This window comes from Flavobacterium sp. 270, assembly GCF_004368785.1.
Taxonomy (GTDB): Bacteria; Bacteroidota; Bacteroidia; order Flavobacteriales; family Flavobacteriaceae; genus Flavobacterium.
Genome location: NZ_SODM01000002.1, coordinates 159,822 through 184,891 on the forward strand (window position 1 = coordinate 159,822; position 25,070 = coordinate 184,891).

A 25,070-nucleotide genomic window follows, 5' to 3' on the forward strand; every position below is an offset into this window, starting at 1 on the left:
CTACTTTATAATAAAATGAATTATTAAACTTTTATACTAACGCAAACAAAGTGTCGATATATAAGAAAGTCTTATCTACCAATGCGTTATTTATTTTTTGATTATTCTACCATTTTGTCTTTTCGGAAAACCGTGAAATTACCATCGAACAGATTAAATCACCATTGACATTCAGCAAAGTAGCAATTGGATCAACCAAAGTTCCTAATATCATGGCGACCGGTAAAGCCTGCTCCATTGGCAATCCGTAAACCGTAATTGCTAGAACTTCGCCAATATAACCTCCATTCGGAATCCCTCCTTCTACAATTGAAACTATAACAGTAATTCCTAATGCTAAAAGTATGGTTGAAGGTGAAGTAAAATCTTTTCCAAACATGGCAAAAAGCACGGTGATTTTTAAAATTGAAGACATACTCGATCCGTCCTTGTGCAAAGGTGCACCAAGCGGAATCACCAGGTTACGGACGTGCGCGGGAATATTCATTTTTTCTGCTGCTTCTAGATTTGCCGGAATTGTGGCAATACTGCTGCAAGTTCCCACTGCGGTTAAAGCAGGCGTAATATTGTTGCTCCAAAAAACTCTAAAAGCTCTTTTTCCTCCGGCTATAAAAGCATAAATACTAAAAAAAGTGAAAAAGTAAAAAGTACAGGCTCCGTAATAAACGCCCAAAGGTTTTGCATAAACACCAAATAACTGCGGACCAAAAACACCAACTTGGTAAGCAAAATAGGCTCCAAGACCAATTGGGGCCATTTTCATTATGATGTTTAATAATTGTTTCATGACTTCGTTTCCAGAATCCAGAAAACTTCTAAAACTACTGCCTTTTTCGCCAGATTGCAGACATGCAAATCCAATCATGAAAGAGAAAATAATAAGTGCCAGCATACTTTTTCGCGAAAGCAATTCGAAGAAATCATTTACAGTCAGCAATTTTGCAATCTGGTCGCCAATACTTCCTGATTCTATATGTTCTAAAGGTATTTTTGAAATTATAATACTTTGATGTATCGGAAAAAGATAAACCGCAATAATCATTACCATTGCCGAGATTAAGATGGTTCCCAGAAAAACCAAAACCATAATTATAAACAGTTTCCCTAATTTTTCTGTTCGTTCTAAATTAGCAATTGAAGAAGCTATGGTAAAAAAAATGAGCGGAATAATGGCTGTGAAAAGTAAATTTAGAAAAATATCTCCGAGCGGTTTTATGACCTCAACACCTTTTCCGAAATACAATCCGAGAATACTACCTAAGATTATACCGCCAAGAAGCAAAAGAATACTGCTGTAACTTTGTAAAAAATTGATCTTTTTACCTTCCATAATTTTTTAGAAAATTTAGACTTAAAAATAGCGATATAATAGATTAAATATTGAAAGTTAGCTGATATTTTTTAGCCTTTTTGTCATTGCGAGGAATGACAAGATTGTGGCAAAAAATAATAATATAATCTGAGTGAATCGTTATTTCTCTAAAACAATCGTTGTATAATCTCTGTTGACCAATTCGCCTGTTTTGCTTTTTACTTTTTCAGTTAAAGTTTCTTTGTAAACGATTTTGAAAGAAGTTCTCTCAATTAAGTTTTGCGCTTTTTCTGTACTGTAAAGTTCAAATTCGAATTGCGTAAATGGAAGTGTTTTCATAAAACTTTCCTCTGCAAACGTCAAACAGAAAGTTCCGTTTGGTTTTAAAACCCTATAAATTTCTGAAAGTAATTCTTCTGGCTTCTGCCAAAAATAAAGTGTATTTACTGTAAAGATTTTATCGAAAAAAGAATCCTGAAACGGAATCAAATTTCCATCATAAAGGGAGAAGAAAGCTTGTTTTTGAGAAACAAAATTTCGGTTAATTTGTCTTGCTTCCTGAAACATCAAATCTGACATTTCTAGTCCGTAATATTTTAGGTCTTTGGCTTGTTCCAATAAAAACTCAACATGTCCAGCGTTTCCGTGACCTAATTCGAGAATTTTATTTGACGAAGAAATATTCAAATTCTGAATCGAATGATGCGTCATATTGATGTTCGTTTCGTTCATCATATTGGCCATTTCGATTCCTTTTTCTCCTGAAGGATGTTTTAATTGAGAGGCAATGGCTTGTAATTCTTCTTGTTTCATAAGAGTAGATTTAAATTCCAACATCAAAAATTCCAAATTCCAAATTCCAATTGTGCAATATCTTTGTCAAAGTTTAAAACTTTGACAAAGATTAAATTCTATCTTTTTTCTACAATCTTGTCATTGCGAGGAACGAAGCAATCACACTAACAAAAACACAAAGATATACAACGTGAGATTGCTTCGTTCCTCGCAATGACAAAAAGGCTAAAAAATATGACTAGCGATCTGTCTAATATTTTCAGATTTCCCCATTGAATAATAATGTAATACAGGAACTCCGGCCGCTTTTAATTCTAATGACTGCTGAATCGCCCATTCGATTCCAACTTGTTTGATTGCAGCATTATCTTTACATTGATCTACGGCGTGAATTAAATCTTCCGGTAAATCAATTCTAAAAATCTGCGGTAAAACCTGCAAGTGTTTTTTTACTGCAATTGGCTTAATCCCTGGAATAATAGGAACTGTAATTCCCATTTCTCTTGCTTTATTTACAAACTCGAAATATTTCGCATTGTCAAAAAACATTTGCGTTACCACATAATCGGCACCAGCATCTACTTTTTCTTTCAGTCTTTTTAAGTCCGATTGTAAAGATGGAGATTCTAAATGTTTCTCCGGATAACCCGCAACACCAATACAGAAATCGGCTTTGTTGTCGATATCCATTACTTCATGAAGGTATTTTCCTTGATTTAATAAATTGATCTGTTTTACCAAATCAATCGCATAATCGTTTCCTCCTGCTTTCGGAATAAAATATTGTTCGTCTTTCATGGCATCACCACGCAAAGCCATAATATTATCAATTCCTAAGTAGTTACAATCTACCAAAAGATATTCTGTTTCTTCTTTGGTAAAGCCTCCGCAAAGTACGTGAGGAACTGTATCTACATTGTATTTATGTTTTATAGAAGCGCAGATTCCAAGCGTTCCCGGACGCATACGAGTTAATTTTTTATCTAAAAGGCCGTTGCCTTTGTCAATGTAAATATATTCTTCACGAGAAGTCGTTACATCAATAAACGGCGGTTTAAACTCCATTAATGGATCGATATTATCGTATAATTCCTGAATGCTTTTCCCCTTTTGAGGCGGAATAATTTCAAATGAAAATAATGTATTTCCTTTGGCGTTTTCTATATGTTCTGTTACTTTCATTATTTGTTTTTGTTTCAAAGTTTCAAGTTTCAAGTTTCAAGTTCTCTACAGCAACCTGAAACTTTAAACATGAAACCAAAATAACTTTTAGTTAATCTGCTATATTAGGGTTTAACCATTTCATTGCGTAATCCAGCGGAACATTTCTGCGTTTCGCGTAATCTGTAACCTGATCTTCTTTTATTTTTCCGAGTCCGAAATACTTACTTTTTGGATTTCCGAAGTAATAACCCGAAACCGATGATGCTGGCCACATTGCCATACTTTCTGTTAAGGTTACTCCAATTTCTTCAGCAACATTTAAAAGTTTCCAGATTGTTGGTTTTTCCAAGTGATCCGGACATGCAGGATATCCTGGCGCTGGACGAATTCCTTTATAATTTTCTTCGATCAAATCTTCTTTAGACAACGTTTCTCCCGGATCGTAGCCCCAATAATCCATACGAACTTGCTCGTGTAGATATTCGGCGAAAGCCTCTGCAAAACGATCTGCAAGCGCTTTAACCATAATCGAGTTATAATCGTCAAGATCTTTTTCAAATTCGGCAGCCCATTCGTCTACACCAAAACCTGTTGTTACACAGAACGCGCCCATATAATCTGTTTTATTGCTTTCTTTTGGAGCGATAAAATCAGCTAAAGCAATATTCGGAGCACCTTTTGTTTTTTGAGACTGCATTCTCAGCGTTAAGAATTTCTCTAAAACTTTTCCGTTTTCATCACGCAATTCGATATCATCATCGTTTATCTGATTACAAGGAAAAATTCCGTAAATACCTTTTGCTGTTAGTTTTTTCTCTGCCAAAATAACTTTCAGCATTGCCTGAGCATCTGCAAAAACCGAAGTTGCTTGTTCGCCCACAACTTCATCCGTTAAAATTGCCGGATATTTTCCGAACAATTCCCAAGTTCTAAAAAACGGTGTCCAGTCAATATACGGAACTAAAACATCCAGTTCCACTTCAACGATTTGCTTACCGATTTTCTTTGGCGTTACCGGAGTATATTCGTCCCAGTCTAATTGCAGTTTATTTTTACGAGCCTGCTCAATCGTTAAGAAATTTTTATCTCTCGAACGGCTTAAGAAAGTCTCTCTAAAAGCATCGTATTCTGCACGAATATCGCTTGCGTATATTTTTCGGTTATGATCTAACAGATTTCCTGCAACGGTTACGGCTCTAGAAGCATCGTTTACGTGAATTACAGTTTCTCTATATTGAGGCGCAATTTTCACGGCCGTATGTGCGCGCGAAGTGGTTGCCCCACCAATCATAATCGGGATTTTAATTCCTTGTTTGTCAAGCTCTTTGGCCAAATAAACCATTTCGTCAAGCGAAGGCGTGATCAGTCCGCTTAATCCGATAATGTCTACTTCGTGCTCGATTGCCGCTGCAATGATTTTTTCCGGAGGCACCATTACACCCAAATCTACAATCTCGTAATTATTACAAGCTAAAACCACCGAAACAATGTTTTTACCAATATCGTGAACGTCACCTTTTACAGTTGCCATCAGGATTTTTCCGTTTCCGGATTTATCTCCCGCTTGTTTGCTCGCTTCAATAAATGGCAGTAAATACGCAACGGCTTTTTTCATTACACGCGCCGATTTTACAACCTGAGGCAAGAACATTTTTCCGCTTCCGAATAAATCTCCAACCACATTCATTCCCGTCATCAAATTGATTTCGATAACTTCAATTGGTTTTGTTGCAGCCAAACGCGCTTCTTCTACATCTTCTTCAATAAAAGCATCAACTCCTTTTACTAATGAATGCGTAATACGCTCCTGAACTGTTCCTAAACGCCATTCCTGAATCGCTTTTTCGTCGCTTTTTACTTCGCCTTTTACATTTTCTGCAAAATCCAAAAGTCTTTCGGTTGCGTCGTCGCGACGGTCAAGAATTACGTCTTCTACGTGCTCTAATAAGTCTTTTTCAATATCATCGTAAATCGTCAACATTTCTGGATTTACGATTCCCATCGTCATTCCGTTTTTGATCGCGTGATACAAGAAAACCGAGTGCATGGCTTCACGTACGTGATCGTTTCCTCTAAAAGAAAACGAAACGTTACTCACACCACCACTAATATGTGCATGAGGCAGATTGTCTCTAACCCATTTTGTTCCTCTAAAAAAGTCGATTGCATTTAAACGGTGTTCTTCCATTCCCGTTGCAACCGGAAAAATGTTCAAATCGAAAATAATATCCTGCGGAGGAAAACCAACCTGATTCACCAAAATATCATACGAGCGCTGACAAATCTCAACACGACGATCGTAATTATCGGCCTGACCAACTTCGTCAAAAGCCATAATAATCGCCGCTGCACCGTATCTTTTTATCAATTTAGCATGATGAATAAAAGCTTCTTCTCCTTCTTTTAATGAAATGGAGTTTACAACACTTTTTCCCTGCACAACTTTCAAACCAGCCTCAATGATTTCCCATTTTGAACTGTCGATCATAATTGGCACTCTCGAAATATCCGGTTCAGATGCTATTAAATTCAGGAATTTGGTCATTGCCTGAACTCCGTCAAGCATTCCCTCGTCCATGTTAATGTCGATAATCTGTGCTCCTCCTTCTACCTGCTGTCTTGCAATATCAAGCGCCTCGTCATATTTCTCTTCCTTTATTAAGCGCAAGAATTTTCTTGAACCTGTTACGTTTGTACGCTCTCCAATGTTTACAAAAACACTTTCGGGCGTAATAATTAACGGCTCTAATCCGGCTAATACAAGGTCTCTTCTTTTTTCAGTCATTTCTTTTAAAGTTGCTAAGCTTCTAAAGGGCTTAGGTTCTAAGTTTTTTATTCTTTATTTCTTCCTGCTCCCGAGGCTTCGGGACGAAACCTTGTAGGCATTTACTTTTCTATAATTTTATTTTGGGCGTGTCCTCCGGCCGGGCTATCCGTTACAAGTCCTCGCTCTTCCTCCGTCAGGCTTTGGGCTTTTCACTTCTATCCCTCACGCAGTACTACCAATCATTTGTTCCTAAAGAACTTTTACTTCCATTTTGAATGCTCTATATATTTGCAAGTTACTCCTGCATCATATATGTAATATTTAGTTTTAGTAAATCCTGCTTTAACTAATGAAATTGAATCTGGTTCTAATTCTTCTTCTAAAACTATATAGTTTTTTTCTGGGTTGTCTAAATCGTATTTTACTTTATAAAACTTATTTACCTGCCCATAATCAATAGAAACCTCAGCTAAAACTTTTTTATTTGTATAAAAATAATATCTCAAAGACCTAGTTTTTCTGTGGTATTTGACTCTAGTTGTAAGCCCTATTGTTTCTCCTTTTAAATTTTTATCGTGTTCATCATACTTCTTTTCATTCTTATTTGAAAAGATACTAACCACAAATATTAATGCAAGCAGGGCTACTCCTACAATTCCTTTTATTTTATCTGAATCGCTTTTGTTTTCTTTCACTTTTTAATTTTCAATCGAAAAAATTCTATTGTTTCTGAATATCTTAATTTCAATTTAACCTACAAGGTTTTAAAAACCTTGCAGGAACATGACTTTACGCTAATACTGGCGAAACTCTCGGCTTATAATCCTTCGCAACTTCAGCCATTAATCGAATATGATCTGGAGTAGTTCCGCAACAACCACCAATAATGTTGATTAAATTATCGTCTAAATATTCTTTGATAAAAGCCTGAGTTTGTTCTGGTGTTTCATCGTATTGTCCGAATGCGTTTGGCAATCCTGCGTTTGGATGCGCCGATACATTGAACTGTGTATGTTGTGCTAATGTTTTTAAATACGGTTTTAACAAATCGGCTCCTAAAGCGCAATTGAAACCAACACTTAATAAGGGAATATGCGATACTGAAATCAAAAACGCTTCTACAGTTTGCCCGGAAAGTGTTCTTCCTGAGGCATCTGTAATCGTTCCAGAAACCATGATTGGAATATCTATATTTCTTTCATCTTTTACTTCTTCAATCGCGAAAAGCGCCGCTTTTGCATTTAAAGTATCGAAAATAGTTTCTACTAAAAGTAAGTCGCAACCTCCGTCTAGTAAAGCTTCTACTTGTTCTTTGTAAGCGATTCGTAAATCGTCAAATGTTACGGCTCTGTAACCCGGATCGTTTACATCTGGCGACATACTTGCGGTACGGTTTGTTGGTCCGATTGAGCCGGCTACAAAACGTGGTTTTGATGGATTTTTAGCCGTGAATTCGTCTGCAACTTCACGAGCAATTTTAGCCGATTCGTAGTTTAATTCGTAAACCAAATCTTCCATGAAATAATCGGCCATCCCGATTGTGGTTCCAGAAAATGTATTGGTTTCTACGATATCTGCGCCAGCTTCGTAATACGCGGCGTGTACATCGCGAATGGCCTGCGGTTGTGTCAGTGATAATAAATCATTATTTCCTTTTAACGGATGTGGAAAGTCCTTGAAACGTTCACCACGAAAATCTTCTTCTGAGAAGTTGTAGCGTTGTAACATGGTTCCCATTGCTCCGTCAAGGATCAGGATTCTTTCTTTTATTGCTTCTTTTATAGACATATTGTTTTGCCTTTTGCCACTAAGACGCTAAGACACAAAGCTTTTTTTATAATTTAATCTTGCGGCTAAACCTGACGAGGTTTAAAAACTCGTCAGGTTTAAACTCAAATGATATGTTTTAATTTGTTTCCAAAAGTTCACAATTGTGGCTCTTTAGCCCCGATTGAGCCGGTATCCTCGGAGAGATATAGGCGAAAGCGGGAACCCATGACGGCAAAAAATGCGTCAATGAATCGCTCCTTTCACTAAATTTTATTCGGTGAAATTTAGTGTAATGTTGTCAGGAAAAGTTTTGAGAAATACGAGTAATGTATTTGTGTTATCTATCTTAGATACTGTATTTACAGTATAAAGTAGAATTTAGCACCTTCTTTATGGTAAAGGGTTGCTAAGGTTTCATCGGGTCTATCCCTCCGCCTTTCGTGATAACTGTCAATAAAATTATGAACGGTGCAAAGTAACGACATAAAGCCGTTAATTGCAAGTTTTTTTTAAGATTCTAAGCGACTAAAGTTCTGAGGTTCTAAGTTCTTTTATAAGCAACTAGGTTAATAAGCTCCAAAGGTTCAAAGTTTAAAAACATTTGAACAAAAAAAGCTCGAACTTATTTAAAAGTTTGAGCTTTCTGTTAAGATCTTAGCGTATTATTCCGTGATTGGCTTGTTATTTGAGATAAAAAATGGTGTTTAGAAACTTCTGTCCCATTTTAGAAATGTATCCATAACTTCTTGATGATCTATTAATTCGTTAGCGGTCATCTTGATCTCATTTTCAATTTTTGCCTTTTCTTCGGGTGCTAATTCTTCATTCCAATTGTTCATAATAGATAATTTTTGAATACTTTCTTAAAGTTACGATTTTATCTTGGTTTTTCAAATACCAAAATCAAATTTTTTATTTTAAGATACAAAGCTACTATGCCGAAGTTTCGGGAACAAGAAATGAAGATTAAGTTAATGTGAATAAAATTTTAAAGGTGCTAAGGTTCTGAGATGCTAAGGTGCTAAGCTAAAAAAGCCCAAACTTTAAAAAGTTTGAGCTTTACTATATAAAAATCTTAGAATCTTAGTCTCTCAGAAACTCAGAACCTTAGACAATCGCTTTCACAACTGCTTTTGGCGCCTCTTTACGTGTTCCGTCGAAACCGTCTACTCCTGATACTGTTGTATATTTTAATACGTATTTTTTACCCGGATTGATGATTCCGTATGCAGCCTGACACATTAAAGTTGCTTCGTGGAAACCACAAAGAATTAACTTTAATTTTCCCGGGTATGTGTTTACGTCTCCAATTGCGAAGATTCCAGGAATGTTCGTTTGGTAATCTAAAGCATTGTTTACTTTGATTGCGTTTTTCTCGATTTCTAATCCCCAGTCTCCGATTGGACCTAATTTTGGTGTTAATCCGAAAAGTGGAATAAAGTAATCGCATTCGATTTTACGGTGCGCACCGTTTTCTTCGATATCCAAAGATTCTACGTGCTCAGCACCATTGATTCCAATTACTTCTGCTGGAGTAACTAATTTAATTTTACCGGCAGTTTTTAATTCCTGCACTTTTTCTACAGAATCTAAAGCGCCTCTAAATTCGTTTCTTCTGTGAATTAAAGTTACTTCTGAAGCTACGTTTGCTAAGAAAATTGACCAGTCTAACGCTGAATCTCCTCCTCCTGCAATAACAACTCTTTTATCTCTGAATTTCTCCGGATTTTTGATGAAGTATTTTACTCCTTTATCTTCATAAAACTCGATATCTTCAATTAGTGGCTTACGAGGCTCGAAACTTCCTAGACCTCCAGCGATAGCGATAACCGGCGCGTGAAATTTAGTTCCTTTGTTTGAAGTTACGATAAAACTTCCGTCTTCTTGCTTTTCTACTGTTTCAGCACGTTCTCCTAAAGTAAAACCTGGCTCAAATTGTTTAATTTGTTCCATTAATCCATCAACTAAATCTCCTGCCAATACTTCTGGAAATCCAGGTATATCGTAGATTGGTTTTTTTGGATAAAGTTCAGAAAGTTGTCCTCCCGGCTGTGGTAAAGCATCTAGAATGTGGCATTTTAGTTTTAATAATCCTGCCTCGAAAACGGCAAATAAACCTGTTGGTCCTGCTCCAATTATAAGTATATCTGTTTTAATCATTATGGTTGTTGTTTATAATCATTCTTAATAACGCAAAGAAACGAATAAATCCTTGTACTTTCAATGATTTTTATCATTTATTTCTTTTCGAAACTTTTTACTCTTTATTTTTTAATGACGAAGTAATCTCGTTCATTCTTTTCACCTTTTCTTCGAAATCGCCTTTTAAGGTTTTTCTATATTCATTCAGGTTTTCGACCATTGCATTGATATCTTCCGGAATTACTTCTTCAAAAAACTCGCGAAGCCTTTTTGCTGTTGTCGGCGATTTTCCGTTGGTCGAAATGGCAATTTTTACATTTCCTTTTGTTACGATTCCGCCTAAATAATAATCACATAAATCGGGCGTATCGGCAATATTGCAAATCAAATAACGCTTTCTGGCCAAATCATAAATTCGTTTATTGACTTGTAAATCGTCTGTACAAGCAATTACCATATGACGCTTTTTGAGCATTTTCTTTTTAAACTTCGATTCGGTTAAAGTTATCGAAGGATGTTTTTCTGCCAAAACTTTAATGTCCAGATGAAAATCTTTTGCTACGACCTCAACATTGGCATTCGGACTCGATTTTAATAAAAAAGAAAGCTTTTCTAATCCAACATTTCCTCCGCCTACAATTAATACATTTAGATTGTGCAGTTTTAAAAAGATCGGATATAATTCGTTTTGTTCCATTTTAATTTTTTGTTTCGTCGAAATTACAAAAATCTGACGTTACAATATTTATCTCAAACCACGTTTCCCACGGTTGAAACCGTGGGCTATATTTTTCAATCTTTCGTTTTATTAAATTGACATTCAATTTAATTTTTGCATTGTTTCCCGGATTAAAATCCGGCGCTACAATATTGATCGTTCTTACGGAACTTATCTTGCGATTTCTTTTGATAAAAAATTCTTCTTAGAAACCTTTACCTTTAATTTGCTCCCCCGGATTAAAATCCGGCGCTACAATATTGATCGTTCCTACGGAACTTTATCTTGCGATTTCTTTCGATAGAAATTCTTCGTAGAAACCTTTTAATTTATGGCTTTGTTTTACAACTTCTCCAAGAACAATAATTGCTGGCGAACTCAGTTTTTGTTGTTTTACAATTTCTTCAATAGAATTTACTGTTCCAACGCCTACTTTTTCTTCTGTCGTTGTTCCGCTTTGAATGATCGCTACAGGTAAATCGCCTTTATTTTCTTGTTGAAATAATCTCACAATTTCGTTCAGTTTGTGCATTCCCATTAAAATCACAACAGTTGCTGACGATTTTGATGCCAAAGCAACATCTGAAGATAATTTTCTGTCGGATGTTGTTCCGGTAATCGCCCAAAAGCTTTCTGAAACGCTTCTTTTGGTAATCGAAATTCCGAGACTTGCCGGAACTGCTACTACTGAAGATATTCCGGGAATTACTTTTGTTTCAATTCCGAAGCTTTCTGCGAATTCTATTTCTTCACTTCCTCTTCCAAAAATAAACGGATCTCCGCCTTTTAATCGAACAACATGACCGTAAGTCAACGCATTATCAACAATCAACTGATTGATTTGATCCTGCCTATAACTGTGATTTCCTTTTCGTTTTCCAACAAATAATTTGATGGAATCTTTTGGAGCATGCGCCAGAATTTCTTCATTCGCAAGCGCGTCGTACAAAACCACTTTCGCTTCAGCAAGTGCTTTTACGGCTTTTAGCGTAAGCAAATCCGGGTCTCCGGGACCTGCGCCAACTAAAGTTACTTTGGGTTTTATGGTATTATGCATTTGCTAATTCTTGTGCTCTGTATTTTTCTATAATTGCAAAAAATGCAATTCCTTCTTCAATGTATTGTTTTGCGAAAGCTTCAGAAGGCTCCGTTTTATTGATTTGGTAAACCAATTCGTTAAACGTTGTCGGCAAACCGATTTTAGCGCTTTCAACAAAAACTTTATCAAATAAATCTACGATTCCGGCGTGGTTGTTTGTTTTTTCGTTTTCAGAAAGTAACAATGCTTTCGCACCGTTTACAAATCCAGCGTAAGCGTGATAAATTGCATCTGACCATTTTCCTTCGTCGAAAGATTCCTGAGCGAAAGTCAATTTGTCTTTTGCTTCTAATAATAAAGTAGCAACCAAATCAATTACAACTCCGGCACATTCTCCAACTCCAACCGCTTTTACATAATTGTCTGCATTACCCCAATCGATAAAATCAGCTTCTGTTAAGTTGGTTACGTCTGCGAAAGGTTTTAAGATTTCATAGAAATATTTCTCTCCTTTTGCATCGTAATAGTTAAGGAATTTTTCGCCGTTTGCATTCGCATCAAAATCATTCAAAATTGTACGTAATGCATCTGGTCCTCTTCTACTTGGAATTTTGATTACTTTATCTGCAAAACGACCTTCTCCGTTTCCTAATCTTCCTCCACCCAATAAAACCTGCAACGCTGGCGCCACTAATTTTCCTGAGTTGATAGACATTCCCTGAAAACCAATTGCCGACATATTATGTTGTCCGCAGGCATTCATACAACCTGAAATTTTAATCTCAATTTCGCTGTTGTTTCTGTACTGAGGATATTCGGCATTAATTACTTTTTCTAATTCTTCAGCTATACCGGTACTACTTGCAATCCCCAAATTACAAGTATCTGTACCCGGACAAGCTGTAATATCTGCCGTAGAATTATAGCCTAAATGAACAAAGTCCAATTTGGCTAATTCCTGATAAAAGAAAGGAAGATTCTCTTCTTTTATGTGGCGGATTACAATATTTTGACGCAATGAAAAACGTAATTCATTGGCTCCGTAATTTTTAATTAATTCGGCTAATGCTCTGGCTTTATCGGTATAAAAATCTCCTAATAAAACTTTGATTCCGATAGCGTAATAACCTGCTTGTTTTTGTGCAATTACATTTGAAGCTTTCCATGTTTCATAAGCTTCTTTGTCTTCAATTGTAACTTGCGGAACAGCTAATAAAGGTTCCGGAATCGGACCTTCAAAAGCAGTTGTATCTATTTCGTATGTTTCGAATGCAATTGCTTTTTTCTCTTTTTCAACTAAATCTAAGAAAACATCTTTTCCGATTTCTTTGATTAAGAATTTCATACGCGCTTTCATTCTTTTTGCACGTTCTCCGTAACGATCAAAAATTCTGATAATTCCTTCTGCTGTCGGGATAATTTCGTTTACCGGAACAAACTCAGAAAGCAATTCAGCGTGCGCTGGCTGAGATCCTAAACCTCCACCAAACATGATTTTAAATCCGCGTTGTCCGTCTTTGATTTTCGGAATAAATCCTAAATCGTGTAAATAACTCAAAGCCGTATCTTCGTCTGAAGAAGAGAACGAAATTTTGAATTTACGTCCCATTTCCTGACAGATTGGGTTCCTCAACAAATATTGAAACATGCCGTGTGCATAAGGCGAAACATCAAATGGTTCGTTTACGTCTACACCAGCCAATTCGCTTCCTGTAATATTTCTCACTGTGTTTCCACAAGCTTCACGCAATGTAATATCATCTTTAGCCAGATTTGCCCAAAGCTCAGGAGTTCTGTCTAAACTTACATAGTGAATCTGAATGTCCTGACGCGTCGTAATATGCAGACGCCCGGTAGAATATTCGTCAGAAACTTTTGTGATACGCACCAATTGCTCGCTGGTAACTTTACCATAAGGCAATTTAATACGTATCATTTGTACGCCTTCCTGACGTTGTCCGTAAATTCCGCGCGCTAAACGAAGACTACGAAAACGCTCATCATCAATTTTTCCTCCACGGAATAAGTGAATTTTTTTCTCTAAATCGATGATCTCCTTTTGTACGATCGGATTTTCTATTTCTGTTCTAAAACTTTCCATGTTCTTTTTCGCTTTAGGCTTTATTATCTAATGAATCCTACTCCTGCAGTTGTGTTTGTTGCAGTGTCAATTAAAATAAAAGCTCCGTTTGATTTGTTGTCGTTGTAGGCATCAAAATACAAAGGCTTGCTTAGTTTGATAGTTACTTCTCCAATTTCGTTGATTGCTAATTGCGAAGCTTCTTTTGTTCCTGAATAATCAGTTGAGATTGTATTTTTGATACTTTCTACTTTCGCCAAAACTCTGTTGGTATTGTGTTGTACCAAATATTTTGTTCCTGCAACCAGTTTTTTACTGTCCATCCAGCAAACTGTTGTTGTAATATCTTTTTCAATTTTTGGAAGCTCGTCTGATTTTACAATCATATCGCCTCTTGTTACATTGATGTCATTTTCTAATTCGATTGTTACTGAAGAACCTGCAACAGCTTCATCAAATGTTTTATCGAAGAAATGAATTTTAGTAACTTTTGATTCTGTTAAAGAAGGAAGAACTGTTACTTCATCTCCAACTTTAATTGAATTTCCGTATAATTTTCCAGCATAACCTCTAAAATCATGATATTCTTCTGTTTTTGGACGAATCACAGTCTGAACCGGGAAACGCGCTTTTCCTGGCTCGTAAACATCATGAGAATGTAATCCTTCTAAATGTTCCAAAACAGTTTGTCCGTCGTACCAAGTCATGTTTTCTGATTTGTCAACCACGTTTCCGCCGTTGATTGCGCTTAACGGAATATAACTTACGTTTTGTTCTTTGAAAGTACTTTTTGCATTTAATGCCTGAAAATCAGCTTTGATTTTATTGAAAACTTCTTCTGAATAATCTACTAAATCCATTTTGTTGATGGCAACAATTACCTCTTTTACTCTCAATAAATTATTGATGAAAAAGTGACGGTACGTTTGCTCAATTACTCCTTTTCTGGCATCGATCAAAATAATAGAAACCTGAGAAGTCGAAGCTCCTGTAACCATGTTTCTCGTATATTCTACGTGACCCGGAGTATCGGCGATAATGTAACTTTTCTTTGCTGTAGAAAAATAAATGTGTGCAACATCAATCGTAATTCCCTGCTCTCTTTCTGCTACTAATCCGTCTGTCGCCAAAGAAAAATCAAGATAATCGTATCCTTTTTGTTTACTGCTTTTCTCGATTGCTTCGATTTTATCTGTTGTCAATGATTTTGTATCGTACAATAATCTTCCGATCAAAGTACTTTTTCCGTCATCTACACTTCCTGCTGTTGCTATTTTTAAAACGTCCATTCTCTTTATTTTGTTTCAGGTTTCAAGTTTCAGGTTTCATGTTCTCTCGAAACTTATAAATCTGTATGTTTTTTTGATTCTTCTAACTTCTAACTCTTAACTACTAACTTATTAAAAGTATCCTTGTTGTTTTCTTTTTTCCATCGCCGCCTCAGATCTTTTATCGTCGATTCTGGCTCCTCTTTCTGAGATTGTTGATGATCTGATTTCGCCAACAACTTCTTCGATTGTTGCCGCGTAAGATTCAACAGCCGCTGTACAACTCATATCTCCAACGGTTCTGAAGCGAACAATTCTTTCTTCGATTTGTTCGTCTTCTTCTTGGTACACAAAAGGAGAATGTGACCAGATTAAACCGTCTCTCAAAAAAACTTTTCTTTTATGTGAAAAATAGATTGATGGAATCTCGATATTTTCTTTTTCGATATAACTCCAAACATCTAATTCTGTCCAGTTTGAAATTGGGAAAACACGAACGTTTTGACCATTTTCGATTTTTCCATTCAAAATATCAAACAATTCAGGTCTTTGATTTTTTTCATCCCATTGTCCGAAATCATCACGAACAGAGAAAATACGTTCTTTCGCTCTTGCTTTTTCTTCATCACGACGCGCTCCACCAATACAAGCATCAAATTTGAATTCTTCGATTGCATCTAAAAGTGTAGTCGTTTGCAAGCTGTTTCTACTAGAATATTTTCCGGTTTCTTCCACCACTTTTCCTTCATCAATAGCATCCTGAACATTACGAACAATCAATTCTAAACCTAATTCTTCAACCAATTTATCTCTGAAAGCAATTGTTTCAGGGAAATTGTGTCCCGTATCAACGTGCAATAGAGGAAACGGAATTTTAGCAGGGAAAAATGCTTTTTGTGCCAAACGCACCAATGTAATAGAATCTTTTCCTCCTGAGAAAAGTAAAACCGGTTTGTCAAACTGTGAAATTACTTCTCTGAAAATGTATATTGCTTCACTCTCTAAAGCGTTTGTTTTTAATACTGAACTCATTGTTGTTTTTTGTTTGATATTTTTAGTTTCAAGTTTCAGGTTTCAAGTTTTACTAACCTGATCTAAAATTCTCCACTCTATATTCTATATTCTTTACTCTATTTTCTTTTTCTAACTAAGGACTTTGGACTAATGACTAAGTACTAATTCCTTACTCTTTCTTAGCACCGTGTAAACCACATTCTTTATGACTTGATTCCCACCACCATCTTCCGGCTCTGATATCTTCTCCTGGGAAAATTGCTCTTGTACAAGGCGCGCATCCAATACTTACGAAACCTTCTTTATGTAAAGCATTTTGCGGAACATTAAATTCTTTTAGATGATTTTCAACTTCTTCTAAAGTCCATTTTAATAATGGATTGAATTTAATGATGTCAAAACCTCCGTCGTATTCAAACAGATTTAAATCGTGTCTGTTTTCTGATTGTTCGGCTCTTAGACCTGTAATCCAGACTGCATTTCCAGCCAAAGCTTTTCGTAACGGAACCACTTTTCGAATAAAACAGCATTCTTTTCTGTTTTCAACCGAATCGTAAAAACTGTTCGGTCCTTTTGTTTGAAGCAGATTTTCTACTGCCGTCGCTTCCGGAAAATAAACTTCGATTTGTTTTTTGTATCTTTTTAATGTTCTGTGAAAAACATCATACGTTTCCTGAAATAATCTTCCCGTATCTAAAGTAAAAACCTTAATATCAATATCATTTTTGAAGATAAAATCAGTAATTACCTGATCTTCCTGTCCAAATGAAGTTGAAAAAATAACTTGGTTTGGATATTTTTCTGCCAGAAAACTTAACGTTTGTTCCAGCGAAAAATCTTTTGTTTGTTCTAATAATGACTCTACAATTGTCGCACTCATATTCTCTTTCCTTTCTAAATCTTTATAACAATTTAGATAATGTTTTTAAACTCAATAAGATGATTAAGATTCCAACCGCAATCATCATTGATTTTCTTTTAATTTTATTTACTAAAAATGCCGCAATTGGTGCTGCAATCACTCCTCCTAAAATCAATCCGATAATTACCTGCCAGCCGTGGATTCCTCCAAAAAGCATGAAAGTGATTCCACTTGCAAACGAAATCGCGAACTCAGCTGCATTTACAGAACCAATCGTATATTTCGGATTTCTTCCTCTTCCTAATAAAGTTGAAGTCACAATCGGCCCCCAGCCTCCGCCTCCAACTGAATCCATAAAACCTCCAAAAACAGCTAAAACGCCTAGTTTTTTGGTTTTCTTTTTTTTAACATTTTTCTTTAAAGCTTTCTTTATAATGATTGCCGCTAAAACAATCATGTAAACCGCAATAAAAGGCTTAATTACATCACCATTAATTACATCAGACAATAAATATGCTCCTGTAATCGATCCTAAAACTCCCGGAATCAACAAATGTTTTACCAGTTTTTTATTGATGTTTCCAAAACGATGATGCGAAAGCGCTGACGCTCCCGTTGTAAACATTTCAGAAACGTGAACTGCCGTACTACTTACTACTGGCGGCACTCCATAAGCCAATAAAAATGACGTAGAAGTTGCTCCGTAACCCATTCCTAAAGCTCCATCTACCAATTGAGCAAAAACTCCAATTAAAAAGAACGCTAAAAGATTTTCATCAAAACCTTCCAGGAAACTGTTCCATGAAAATTCGGCATGATGATTATAAATCAATGTAGCTACCAAACCTAACAATAAAACAACAGGTATTATAACCCATAATCTTTCTTTGGATAAAGCATCAGCTTTAATCGCAGTATTGTTTAACTTAAGTTCATTTTCCATACTTATAGGATTTGTTTTTTGTCTTCCAAAATCCATTACCCTATCGGCTTAGTAGATTACTTTGCAAATGTACTATATATTTTGAAATATCAAAACAATATATTTACTTTTTTGCGTTAGTAATTCCCTTTAAACCATGATAAAAGACATTCTAAAGACGATTAGTAATTAATTTAACAAATTAGTTATTGGTTTGTGAGATTCTAACAAGTCAATCTAATTTTGTGATTTGCAAAAATACACATTTAAAGTCTACAAAATCTATAGGATTATTATAAAATTGTATTTACTTTTACCGCAAAATTTTTTTATTTATGGATTTTCAGATCGGTCTTGTCATTGCAGGTTTAGTAGTTGGTTTTATTGTTGGATTAACCGGAGTTGGAGGCGGTTCTTTAATGACGCCGATTTTATTGTACTTTAATATCCCTCCTACAACTGCCGTTGGAACCGATTTACTTTATGCCGCTTTTACTAAAGCCGGCGGTATATTTGTCCACAATAAAAAAGGTAATATCAATTGGAAAATTACAGGCTGGCTTACTTTAGGAAGTGTTCCTGCGGCTTTGGTCACTTTATGGATCTTACACAGTATTAAAACAGATATTGAAACCGTAAATCGCGTTATCAAACACAGTTTGGGCTGGGCATTATTATTTACCTCAGTTGCCATTATCTTTAAACAAAAAATATTAAAATTTTCCCAGAAACACGCCGGAGATAAATTTCACAGCGAAAGCACTACTCAAAATATGCTGACTATTGCAATTGGTGTTTTACTTGGCGCAACGGTAACTTTAACATCAATTGGAGCGGGAGCTTTGGGAACTGTTACTTTATTCTTCCTTTATCCATTATTACCAACTCCTAAATTGGTAGGAACTGAAATTGCGCATGCCGTACCGTTAACGTTAGTTGCAGGAATCGGTCACGCTTCTATGGGAAATTTAGATTTAGGATTATTAGGCCAATTACTAATGGGATCACTTCCAGGAATTTATATGGGAAGTATGTTAAGCGGAAAAGTTCCTGATCAGTTTCTTAGAAATGCAATTGCAGTGATGCTTTTTATTGCTGGATATAAACTGATTTTTTAAATAGTTTTTACCATATAAGTTATATAAGTTCATTTAATTAAACTTTTAAACACAAAGTCTAAAATGAACTTATATAACTTATATGGTTTAATTTATCTAGAATGCTATATCTGCTAAGGAATTACTTTCTAATATTTTAAGTGTATTATCTCTTACTTCCGTCATTAAACGGCGTGCTGCGCAAGTCGTTTCATCATCGCAGTCGTCGCATTTTTCGTAGAAATTGTGACTTGCACAAGGTAATAGCGCAATCGGACCTTCAAGAATACGATAAACTTTGGCCATGCTGATATCTTTTGGATCTTTTATCAGATAATAACCGCCGCCTTTTCCTTTTTTGGCTCCAAGAAAACCAGAGTTTCTTAGCAGCAATAAAATGCTTTCTAAAAATTTAATCGAAATATGTTCACTTTTTGCAATTTCAGCAATTTGTACGGGTTCGTTATTTTCGCGTCTTGCCAGATAGGTTAAAGCTTTTATTCCGTATTTTGTTTTCTTTGAAAGCACGTAGGATGATTTTAGATTTCAGATTGTTGATTTTAGATTTCTCTTGTCAACAATCTAATTTATTAGAAAACAAAAGTATGCTTTTTACATGACTTATACTCTACTTAATCTATCTTATTTAAAAAACGAGTATTATTAAAACGAAAAAACGATTTTCAACAGTATAAAATAACGTCAAAAATCGCCTTTAGATTAATATAGAATTAATCACTATTTCATCATTCCTGTCCTATCAAATTTATAGCGTTGAAAATTTCCATATCTTTTTCTAAATCTTTCTTTTCGACCACATACGTTTTAGAAAGAGAATCATGCCATATTCTCTCTGATTTTCCTAAAAAAGATAGTGCATCAAAAGGAATTAAACGACAAAGAGTTCTTATACAAATAATACCAAAACTCGGCTTTAATCCATTTTCATTTACTACAATACTGCCTGTAATAAATTTTCCAATTGTTCTACTGAAAAAACTTTCAAAAAACAAATAATAAAATACTGCAAAAGAAAAATAGGTTCCCCAGATTCCTAAGCTTACCAAGATATCCGACCATATATTATAAATATTTATTTGAAAAATATTTCCTGTAATAACTATAAGAAATGAAACAACAAATATCAAAATAAGAATAAATACAAAATCAATAACACAATTAAAAAATCGATCACGATCAGAAGTTAATAATTTCTTTTCAATAATATAATTGGCATTGTTCATATTTCATTTGTTTGAATGCATTTCATAATTAAAACGGTTCATGTTCTTCTCGGTAAAAACCAAAAAGAACTGCAATTAAAGATCCAATTCCTGCTATAAAGCACAAAACTGCACCTGCTATAATTTTTAAAGATATTATTCCTGATTCTGTCCAAACATGATATGTAAAATAAGAACAGATAAAACTAACCAAGAGGAAGAAAAAAGCCCAAAAATATCCTTTTCTATTTTGTCTTTTAAACTCTCCTCCACCTGCTAAATATAGATCATTTAGCAGCGCTGTGGCTTGTCCAAAAGTCATTCCTCTATAATCTGCAGTTAGACTTTGAACGATATATTCTCTTTTTGTGCCGTCGAGAACTTCTTGAATGGCGTATTCAATATTTACTTCACTTATTCCGTATTCTGTATATCTTTCAATTACATTATTAAATTTTTTCATCTTGAGCAATTTAGGGCGATTTGGTTCAATTTTAATTACAATAAAAAAGAGGTAATTTAAACAAAAATTACCTCTTTTAACATTTATGATAAATTAATTTTAATCCAGCGCTTGCTTTAAATCTGCAATTACGTCTGCTACGGTTTCTAAACCAACAGAAACACGAACCAAACCTTGCGTGATTCCAACAGCTAATTGATCTTCTTCAGATAATTTGCTGTGAGTTGTTGAAGCTGGGTGCGTTACAATCGTTTTTACATCTCCGATATTTGCAGAAAGAGAACATAATTTAATTTTGTCCAAAAATTTTCTTCCTGCTTCAAGACCGCCTTTAATTTCGATCGCAATAATATTACCGCCTAAAAGCATTTGCTTTTTGGCAATTTCATATTTTGGATGTGATTTCAGGAATGGATATTTCACACTGTTTACATTCGGATGGCTTTCTAAAAACTCCGCCACTTTTAAAGCATTTTCACAATGTCTGTCTACACGAACAGCCAAAGTTTCTAAACTTTTTGACAATACCCATGCGTTAAATGGCGACATTGCCGGTCCTGTATTTCTTGAAAATAAGTATATTTTACGAATTAATTCGGCATCACCAACGGCAACTCCTCCTAAAACGCGTCCTTGTCCGTCCATTAATTTTGTAGCAGAATGAACTACGATATGTGCACCATATTTTATTGGCTGTTGAATGTATGGCGTTGCAAAACAGTTGTCGATAATTAAAATCAGATTGTGTTTTTTTGCAATTTGACCAAGAAGCTCCAAATCAACTACATCTACACCAGGATTTGTTGGCGTTTCAGCATATAGAATTTTAGTATTTGGTTTAATAAAACTTTCAATTGTTTCCGGTTTGTTGATATCGAAATAAGAAGTTTCAATTTTCCATTTTGGAAAATACGTCATGAACAACGCGTGAGTTGATCCAAAAACGCTTCCTGCAGAAACAATATGATCTCCTGATTCTAATAATGCTGCAAACGTAGAATATATTGCTGCCATTCCAGTTGCAAAGGCATAACCTGCTTCTGCACCTTCCATCGCACAAACTTTATCTACAAATTCTGTTGTATTTGGATTGCTGAAACGAGAATAAATATTACGGACTTTTTCTTCCGTAAAAGAAGCTCTCATGTCTTCTGCATCTTCAAATACAAAACTTGATGATAAATACAAAGGTGTTGAATGTTCCTGAAATTGTGATTTTTCTAAATGTGTGCGTATTGCAAGGGTCTCAAAACCCAAATCTTCTATATTCATTGTGTTGTTTTTTTGTTTTAAACACGAATTGCACTAATTAGCACAAATTCGATTTCTTTTGAAATTTCACAGAGATTCGCGAAGTAAAACACAAAGTTTTACAAAGGATTAAATGTGAATTTTCAGTAAGTCAAAAAAGAATTATCTAATTCTCAAATTGACTAATTATCTAATTAACTTAATTCTTCGTTGTTTAAAACAACTTTGTATTTTATTGTTGCTGTTGGTTCAACCGTTTTGGCTACTGAACAGTATTTCTCGAAAGAAAGTTGTGCCGCTTTTTTTGCTTTTTCCGGATTGATTTCGCCTTCTAAATAGAAAACCACATCAATTTCTTTGAATGGTTTTGCTTCTTCAATTTGTACACGTGTTCCTTCAACCTCAGCATTAAAAGAAGTGATTTCCTGACGTTGTTTCTTTAGAATTGAAATCATATCGATAGCGCTACATCCCGCAACTCCCATTAATACTAATTCCATTGGACTTGCACCTAAATCGCTTCCGCCAAATTCTGCTCTGCTGTCAACGTCAACTATATGTCCGCGTTCATTTTTTACTTTAAAATGAAAAGCGTCGTTTACTCTGTTTAAGGTTACTTTCATTGTGTTGTTATTTTTTTTGTTTTGTTGTTTTTTTCCTGTCATTGCGAGGAACGAAGCAATCACACTAACAATCACACAAAGCTTAATTTTGCAAATGTGATTGCTTCGTTCCTCGCAATGACAAACTCAATCTAAAATCTAAAATTACTCCTTATCCGACAATCTCAAAATATCTCCAAAAACTCCTCTCGCTGTAACCGCAGAACCTGCACCGGCTCCCTGAATTACAATTGGACGGTCTCCATAAGATTCTGTATAAATTTCGAAGAAAGAATCTGACCCCTTTAATCCGCCCAAAGCGGTGTCTGAAGGAACAGAAACTAATTTTACTTCTAAAACTCCTTTGTCATTTTGAAGATCTCCAGACAATTCTCCGATATATCTTAAAACGTGATTTGGTTTTTGATCTGCTTTTACTTTTTCGTAAATCGGATCGAATTCTTTTAATTTCGTCAAGAAATCAGAAACGTTTCCGTCGCGTAAATGTTCCGGAATTAGATTCTGAATTGAAATTTCTTCAAATTCATTTTGCAAATCTAATTCTCTTGCCAAAATCAATAATTTTCTTCCCACATCATTGCCACATAAATCTTCACGCGGGTCTGGCTCCGTATATCCGTTGTCAATTGCTTCTTGCAAAATCTCGCTGAATAGAGCATCTTTTGCAGAGAAATTATTGAATAAATAACTTAATGTTCCAGAGAAAACTCCTTTTATTTTCGTGATATTTTCACCCGAAAGGTGTAATAATTTGATCGTATCAATTAATGGCAACCCTGCACCAACATTGGTTTCGTACAAATAATTCTTTTGGTTTTCTGCTAATGATTTTCTGATTTCTTTGTAGAAACCATAGCTTAATGTATTGGCTACTTTATTCGAAGAAATCAAATCGAAACTGCTTTCGATTAACGAAATATAGTTTTCTACAAAAGAAGCACTTGCCGTATTATCAATCGCAATTAAGTTTTCTAAATGGTGCTCATTCGCGTAGGCGATAACATCATTAATGGTATAAGCCTGCCCTTCTTTTTGAATTTCATTTTTCCAGTCTGAAGTTACGCCATATTTATTTAAAAGCACTTTTTTAGAATTCGCGATAGCAAAAACATTCAGTTTAATTCCTTTACGTTTTTCGATTGCAGCAGAAGATTCTAAAATTTGATTGATTAAAGTTCCACCTACTAATCCGTGGCCGAAAATCGCAATATTGATTTTTTTAGAAACTCCAAAAATCTCTCCGTGAATTACACTTAATGCTCTGTTTAGTTCTGATTTTTTCACCACCAAACTCACGTTTTTACCCGTAACGGTATTATTGAATAATATCGGAACTATTTTATTTTTGATTAAAGCGGTATATGGTTTATGGAACGTACTCAAATCCTGACCAATAATCGAAATTACCGAAACATTATCTGTTACCGTGATTTGGTTTACATCTTTAGAATAAAAGTCATTTTCGAATTCTTTTTCTAACTCAACCATTGCTGTTGTTGCTTTTTCTGTTGCTACAACCAAGCCGATTCCTCTTTCTGAAGATCCCTGAGAAATAATACTTACCGAAATATTATTATCTCCCATTACTTTAAAAATACGAGCATCAACACCGGCTTTTCCTAGCAATCCGCGACCTTCTAGATTTACAAGAGAAACGTTTTCTAAAACAGAAAGTGTTTTAATTCCTTCTTTTGAAGAATCTGAAGTAATTAAAGTTCCGCGGTTTTCGTGGTTGAATGTATTTAAAATTCGTAACGGAATATTTTTCTCTAATAACGGAATTATCGTTTTTGCATGAAGAATTGTTGCTCCAAAATTGGCAAGCTCGTTTGCTTCGTTAAAAGATAAAAATTCAATTTTTTTAGCATCGGCAACTAAATCCGGATTTGCTGTGTAGATTCCGTCAACGTGTGTAAAGTTTTGAAGTTCTTCTGCATTCAAATAATTTGCTATTAAAGATGCTGTATAATTACTTCCGTTTCTTCCTAAAGTTGTGGTGTCGTTGTTGTTGTTTGAACCAATAAAACCTGTTACAATGTTTACGGTTTTTCCGTTATGTTCTTTAAAATAATTGACTACGTTTTTCTTAGAAAGCTGTTCTAATGGTTGTGCATCACCAAATTTAGAATCTGTTTTCAGCAAAGATCTTGTGTCAACAAAATTGGCCGGAATTCCTTTTTCGATCAAAATTGCAGTCAGCAATCTAGCCGAAAGCAATTCTCCTTTAGATAAAATCTGATCTTTAATTTTGTTGCTGTAATCGCCAATAAGACTTACGCCTTCAAAAAGTTTATCTAAAACATTAAATTCTTCTGATAAATCAACTTGTGGATAATCTGAAATCTGGTATTTTTTAAAATTCTCTAATAATTCTTTGTAACTGCCGTTTTTTGCAGCAATGCTTAAAATAAATTCAAGTTCGTCTGTAGCGTTTCCGCGCGCAGAAACTACAACAGCAATTTGTTCACCCTGATTTACTTTATCTGTAATAATAGAGACAACCTTGTTAAGTCCTTCTCCGTTTGATAATGATTTACCTCCAAATTTTAATACTTTCATT

22 protein-coding genes and 1 riboswitch are annotated in these 25,070 nt (G+C 35.1%); of the genes, 1 reads left to right on the forward strand and 21 read right to left on the reverse strand.

Annotation, left to right across the window (positions count from 1 at the left end):
• Positions 1–106 precede the first annotated feature (106 nt).
• The 15 genes from EV144_RS08025 to EV144_RS08090 form a co-directional block, all read right to left on the reverse strand.
• Positions 107–1,330 carry a dicarboxylate/amino acid:cation symporter gene (locus EV144_RS08025; protein WP_134147813.1) on the reverse strand — a complete coding sequence of 408 codons (1,224 nt, stop codon included), beginning with the start codon at positions 1,328–1,330 and terminating at the stop codon, positions 107–109.
• A gap of 141 nt (positions 1,331–1,471) precedes the next feature.
• On the reverse strand, positions 1,472–2,125 hold the full coding sequence (locus EV144_RS08030; protein ID WP_134147815.1) for a class I SAM-dependent methyltransferase: 654 nt from the start codon (positions 2,123–2,125) through the stop codon (positions 1,472–1,474).
• Positions 2,126–2,332: 207 nt separating this feature from the next.
• Positions 2,333–3,289: a methylenetetrahydrofolate reductase [NAD(P)H] gene (gene metF / locus EV144_RS08035; protein WP_134147817.1), complete on the reverse strand. Its 957-nt coding sequence runs from the start codon at positions 3,287–3,289 to the stop codon at positions 2,333–2,335.
• Positions 3,290–3,380: 91 nt separating this feature from the next.
• Complete coding sequence (metH, locus tag EV144_RS08040; protein WP_134147819.1) at positions 3,381–6,056, reverse strand: methionine synthase; 2,676 nt, start codon at positions 6,054–6,056, stop codon at positions 3,381–3,383.
• A 242-nt stretch (positions 6,057–6,298) separates the two neighbouring features.
• Entirely contained in the window at positions 6,299–6,733 is a 435-nt protein-coding gene (locus tag EV144_RS08045; RefSeq protein WP_134147821.1) for a hypothetical protein, read from the reverse strand.
• A 94-nt stretch (positions 6,734–6,827) separates the two neighbouring features.
• A complete protein-coding gene (locus EV144_RS08050) occupies positions 6,828–7,826 on the reverse strand; it encodes a homocysteine S-methyltransferase family protein (protein WP_134147823.1) in 999 nt (332 codons plus the stop codon).
• Positions 7,827–8,142: 316 nt separating this feature from the next.
• Positions 8,143–8,258: riboswitch (SAM riboswitch) on the reverse strand.
• A 254-nt stretch (positions 8,259–8,512) separates the two neighbouring features.
• Positions 8,513–8,647, reverse strand: coding sequence for a hypothetical protein (locus EV144_RS24405; protein ID WP_262712219.1), 135 nt, complete (start codon positions 8,645–8,647; stop codon positions 8,513–8,515).
• A gap of 268 nt (positions 8,648–8,915) precedes the next feature.
• Complete coding sequence (locus EV144_RS08055) at positions 8,916–9,968, reverse strand: NAD(P)/FAD-dependent oxidoreductase (RefSeq protein WP_134147825.1); 1,053 nt, start codon at positions 9,966–9,968, stop codon at positions 8,916–8,918.
• Positions 9,969–10,065: 97 nt separating this feature from the next.
• On the reverse strand, positions 10,066–10,647 hold the full coding sequence (locus tag EV144_RS08060; protein WP_134147827.1) for a bifunctional precorrin-2 dehydrogenase/sirohydrochlorin ferrochelatase: 582 nt from the start codon (positions 10,645–10,647) through the stop codon (positions 10,066–10,068).
• A gap of 301 nt (positions 10,648–10,948) precedes the next feature.
• Complete coding sequence (gene cobA / locus EV144_RS08065) at positions 10,949–11,725, reverse strand: uroporphyrinogen-III C-methyltransferase (RefSeq protein WP_134147829.1); 777 nt, start codon at positions 11,723–11,725, stop codon at positions 10,949–10,951.
• Complete coding sequence (locus EV144_RS08070) at positions 11,718–13,808, reverse strand: HEPN domain-containing protein (RefSeq protein WP_134147830.1); 2,091 nt, start codon at positions 13,806–13,808, stop codon at positions 11,718–11,720. The genes cobA and EV144_RS08070 overlap by 8 nt, the downstream gene beginning before the upstream one ends.
• A 23-nt stretch (positions 13,809–13,831) precedes the next feature.
• On the reverse strand, positions 13,832–15,076 hold the full coding sequence (locus tag EV144_RS08075) for a sulfate adenylyltransferase subunit 1 (RefSeq protein ID WP_134147832.1): 1,245 nt from the start codon (positions 15,074–15,076) through the stop codon (positions 13,832–13,834).
• 111 nt (positions 15,077–15,187) lie between these two features.
• On the reverse strand, positions 15,188–16,087 hold the full coding sequence (gene cysD, locus EV144_RS08080) for a sulfate adenylyltransferase subunit CysD (protein WP_012023580.1): 900 nt from the start codon (positions 16,085–16,087) through the stop codon (positions 15,188–15,190).
• Positions 16,088–16,238: 151 nt separating this feature from the next.
• Positions 16,239–16,949 (reverse strand): phosphoadenylyl-sulfate reductase, encoded by a 711-nt coding sequence (locus EV144_RS08085; protein ID WP_134147834.1) that lies wholly within the window; start codon positions 16,947–16,949, stop codon positions 16,239–16,241.
• Between the two features lie 22 nt (positions 16,950–16,971).
• Entirely contained in the window at positions 16,972–17,874 is a 903-nt protein-coding gene (locus EV144_RS08090) for a sulfite exporter TauE/SafE family protein (protein WP_134147836.1), read from the reverse strand.
• 314 nt (positions 17,875–18,188) lie between these two features.
• On the opposite strand from EV144_RS08090, the gene EV144_RS08095 reads away from it, so the two are divergent.
• Complete coding sequence (locus tag EV144_RS08095) at positions 18,189–18,971, forward strand: sulfite exporter TauE/SafE family protein (protein ID WP_134147838.1); 783 nt, start codon at positions 18,189–18,191, stop codon at positions 18,969–18,971.
• Positions 18,972–19,067: 96 nt separating this feature from the next.
• On the opposite strand, the gene EV144_RS08100 is transcribed toward EV144_RS08095, so the two are convergent.
• From EV144_RS08100 to thrA, 6 genes are all read right to left on the reverse strand, one after another.
• Positions 19,068–19,478: an RrF2 family transcriptional regulator gene (locus EV144_RS08100; protein ID WP_089354631.1), complete on the reverse strand. Its 411-nt coding sequence runs from the start codon at positions 19,476–19,478 to the stop codon at positions 19,068–19,070.
• Between the two features lie 218 nt (positions 19,479–19,696).
• Positions 19,697–20,194, reverse strand: coding sequence for an RDD family protein (locus EV144_RS08105; RefSeq protein WP_134147840.1), 498 nt, complete (start codon positions 20,192–20,194; stop codon positions 19,697–19,699).
• Positions 20,195–20,222: 28 nt separating this feature from the next.
• Positions 20,223–20,636, reverse strand: a complete 414-nt coding sequence (locus EV144_RS08110) for a hypothetical protein (RefSeq protein WP_134147842.1) — start codon at positions 20,634–20,636, stop codon at positions 20,223–20,225.
• 99 nt (positions 20,637–20,735) lie between these two features.
• Complete coding sequence (locus EV144_RS08115) at positions 20,736–21,908, reverse strand: trans-sulfuration enzyme family protein (RefSeq protein ID WP_134147844.1); 1,173 nt, start codon at positions 21,906–21,908, stop codon at positions 20,736–20,738.
• Positions 21,909–22,081: 173 nt separating this feature from the next.
• Positions 22,082–22,510 (reverse strand): OsmC family protein, encoded by a 429-nt coding sequence (locus EV144_RS08120; RefSeq protein WP_134147846.1) that lies wholly within the window; start codon positions 22,508–22,510, stop codon positions 22,082–22,084.
• A gap of 144 nt (positions 22,511–22,654) precedes the next feature.
• On the reverse strand, positions 22,655–25,069 hold the full coding sequence (gene thrA, locus EV144_RS08125; RefSeq protein ID WP_134147848.1) for a bifunctional aspartate kinase/homoserine dehydrogenase I: 2,415 nt from the start codon (positions 25,067–25,069) through the stop codon (positions 22,655–22,657).
• Position 25,070: the final 1 nt, after the last annotated feature.

What these genes read in the sequence shown, in the direction of transcription:
- EV144_RS08115 (WP_134147844.1), bottom strand. Translation starts at nt 21,908, where the DNA reads ATGAATATAGAAGATTTGGGTTTTGAGACCCTTGCAATACGCACACAT.
- EV144_RS08085 (WP_134147834.1), bottom strand. Translation starts at nt 16,949, where the DNA reads ATGAGTGCGACAATTGTAGAGTCATTATTAGAACAAACAAAAGATTTT.
- EV144_RS24405 (WP_262712219.1), bottom strand. Translation starts at nt 8,647, where the DNA reads ATGAACAATTGGAATGAAGAATTAGCACCCGAAGAAAAGGCAAAAATT.
- EV144_RS08120 (WP_134147846.1), bottom strand. Translation starts at nt 22,510, where the DNA reads ATGAAAGTAACCTTAAACAGAGTAAACGACGCTTTTCATTTTAAAGTA.
- cysD (WP_012023580.1), bottom strand. Translation starts at nt 16,087, where the DNA reads ATGAGTTCAGTATTAAAAACAAACGCTTTAGAGAGTGAAGCAATATAC.
- EV144_RS08070 (WP_134147830.1), bottom strand. Translation starts at nt 13,808, where the DNA reads ATGGAAAGTTTTAGAACAGAAATAGAAAATCCGATCGTACAAAAGGAG.
- EV144_RS08105 (WP_134147840.1), bottom strand. Translation starts at nt 20,194, where the DNA reads ATGAACAATGCCAATTATATTATTGAAAAGAAATTATTAACTTCTGAT.
- metF (WP_134147817.1), bottom strand. Translation starts at nt 3,289, where the DNA reads ATGAAAGTAACAGAACATATAGAAAACGCCAAAGGAAATACATTATTT.
- EV144_RS08060 (WP_134147827.1), bottom strand. Translation starts at nt 10,647, where the DNA reads ATGGAACAAAACGAATTATATCCGATCTTTTTAAAACTGCACAATCTA.
- EV144_RS08110 (WP_134147842.1), bottom strand. Translation starts at nt 20,636, where the DNA reads ATGAAAAAATTTAATAATGTAATTGAAAGATATACAGAATACGGAATA.
- thrA (WP_134147848.1), bottom strand. Translation starts at nt 25,069, where the DNA reads ATGAAAGTATTAAAATTTGGAGGTAAATCATTATCAAACGGAGAAGGA.
- EV144_RS08095 (WP_134147838.1), top strand. Translation starts at nt 18,189, where the DNA reads ATGGATTTTCAGATCGGTCTTGTCATTGCAGGTTTAGTAGTTGGTTTT.
- EV144_RS08025 (WP_134147813.1), bottom strand. Translation starts at nt 1,330, where the DNA reads ATGGAAGGTAAAAAGATCAATTTTTTACAAAGTTACAGCAGTATTCTT.
- EV144_RS08055 (WP_134147825.1), bottom strand. Translation starts at nt 9,968, where the DNA reads ATGATTAAAACAGATATACTTATAATTGGAGCAGGACCAACAGGTTTA.
- EV144_RS08090 (WP_134147836.1), bottom strand. Translation starts at nt 17,874, where the DNA reads ATGGAAAATGAACTTAAGTTAAACAATACTGCGATTAAAGCTGATGCT.
- EV144_RS08075 (WP_134147832.1), bottom strand. Translation starts at nt 15,076, where the DNA reads ATGGACGTTTTAAAAATAGCAACAGCAGGAAGTGTAGATGACGGAAAA.
- cobA (WP_134147829.1), bottom strand. Translation starts at nt 11,725, where the DNA reads ATGCATAATACCATAAAACCCAAAGTAACTTTAGTTGGCGCAGGTCCC.
- EV144_RS08030 (WP_134147815.1), bottom strand. Translation starts at nt 2,125, where the DNA reads ATGAAACAAGAAGAATTACAAGCCATTGCCTCTCAATTAAAACATCCT.
- EV144_RS08050 (WP_134147823.1), bottom strand. Translation starts at nt 7,826, where the DNA reads ATGTCTATAAAAGAAGCAATAAAAGAAAGAATCCTGATCCTTGACGGA.
- metH (WP_134147819.1), bottom strand. Translation starts at nt 6,056, where the DNA reads ATGACTGAAAAAAGAAGAGACCTTGTATTAGCCGGATTAGAGCCGTTA.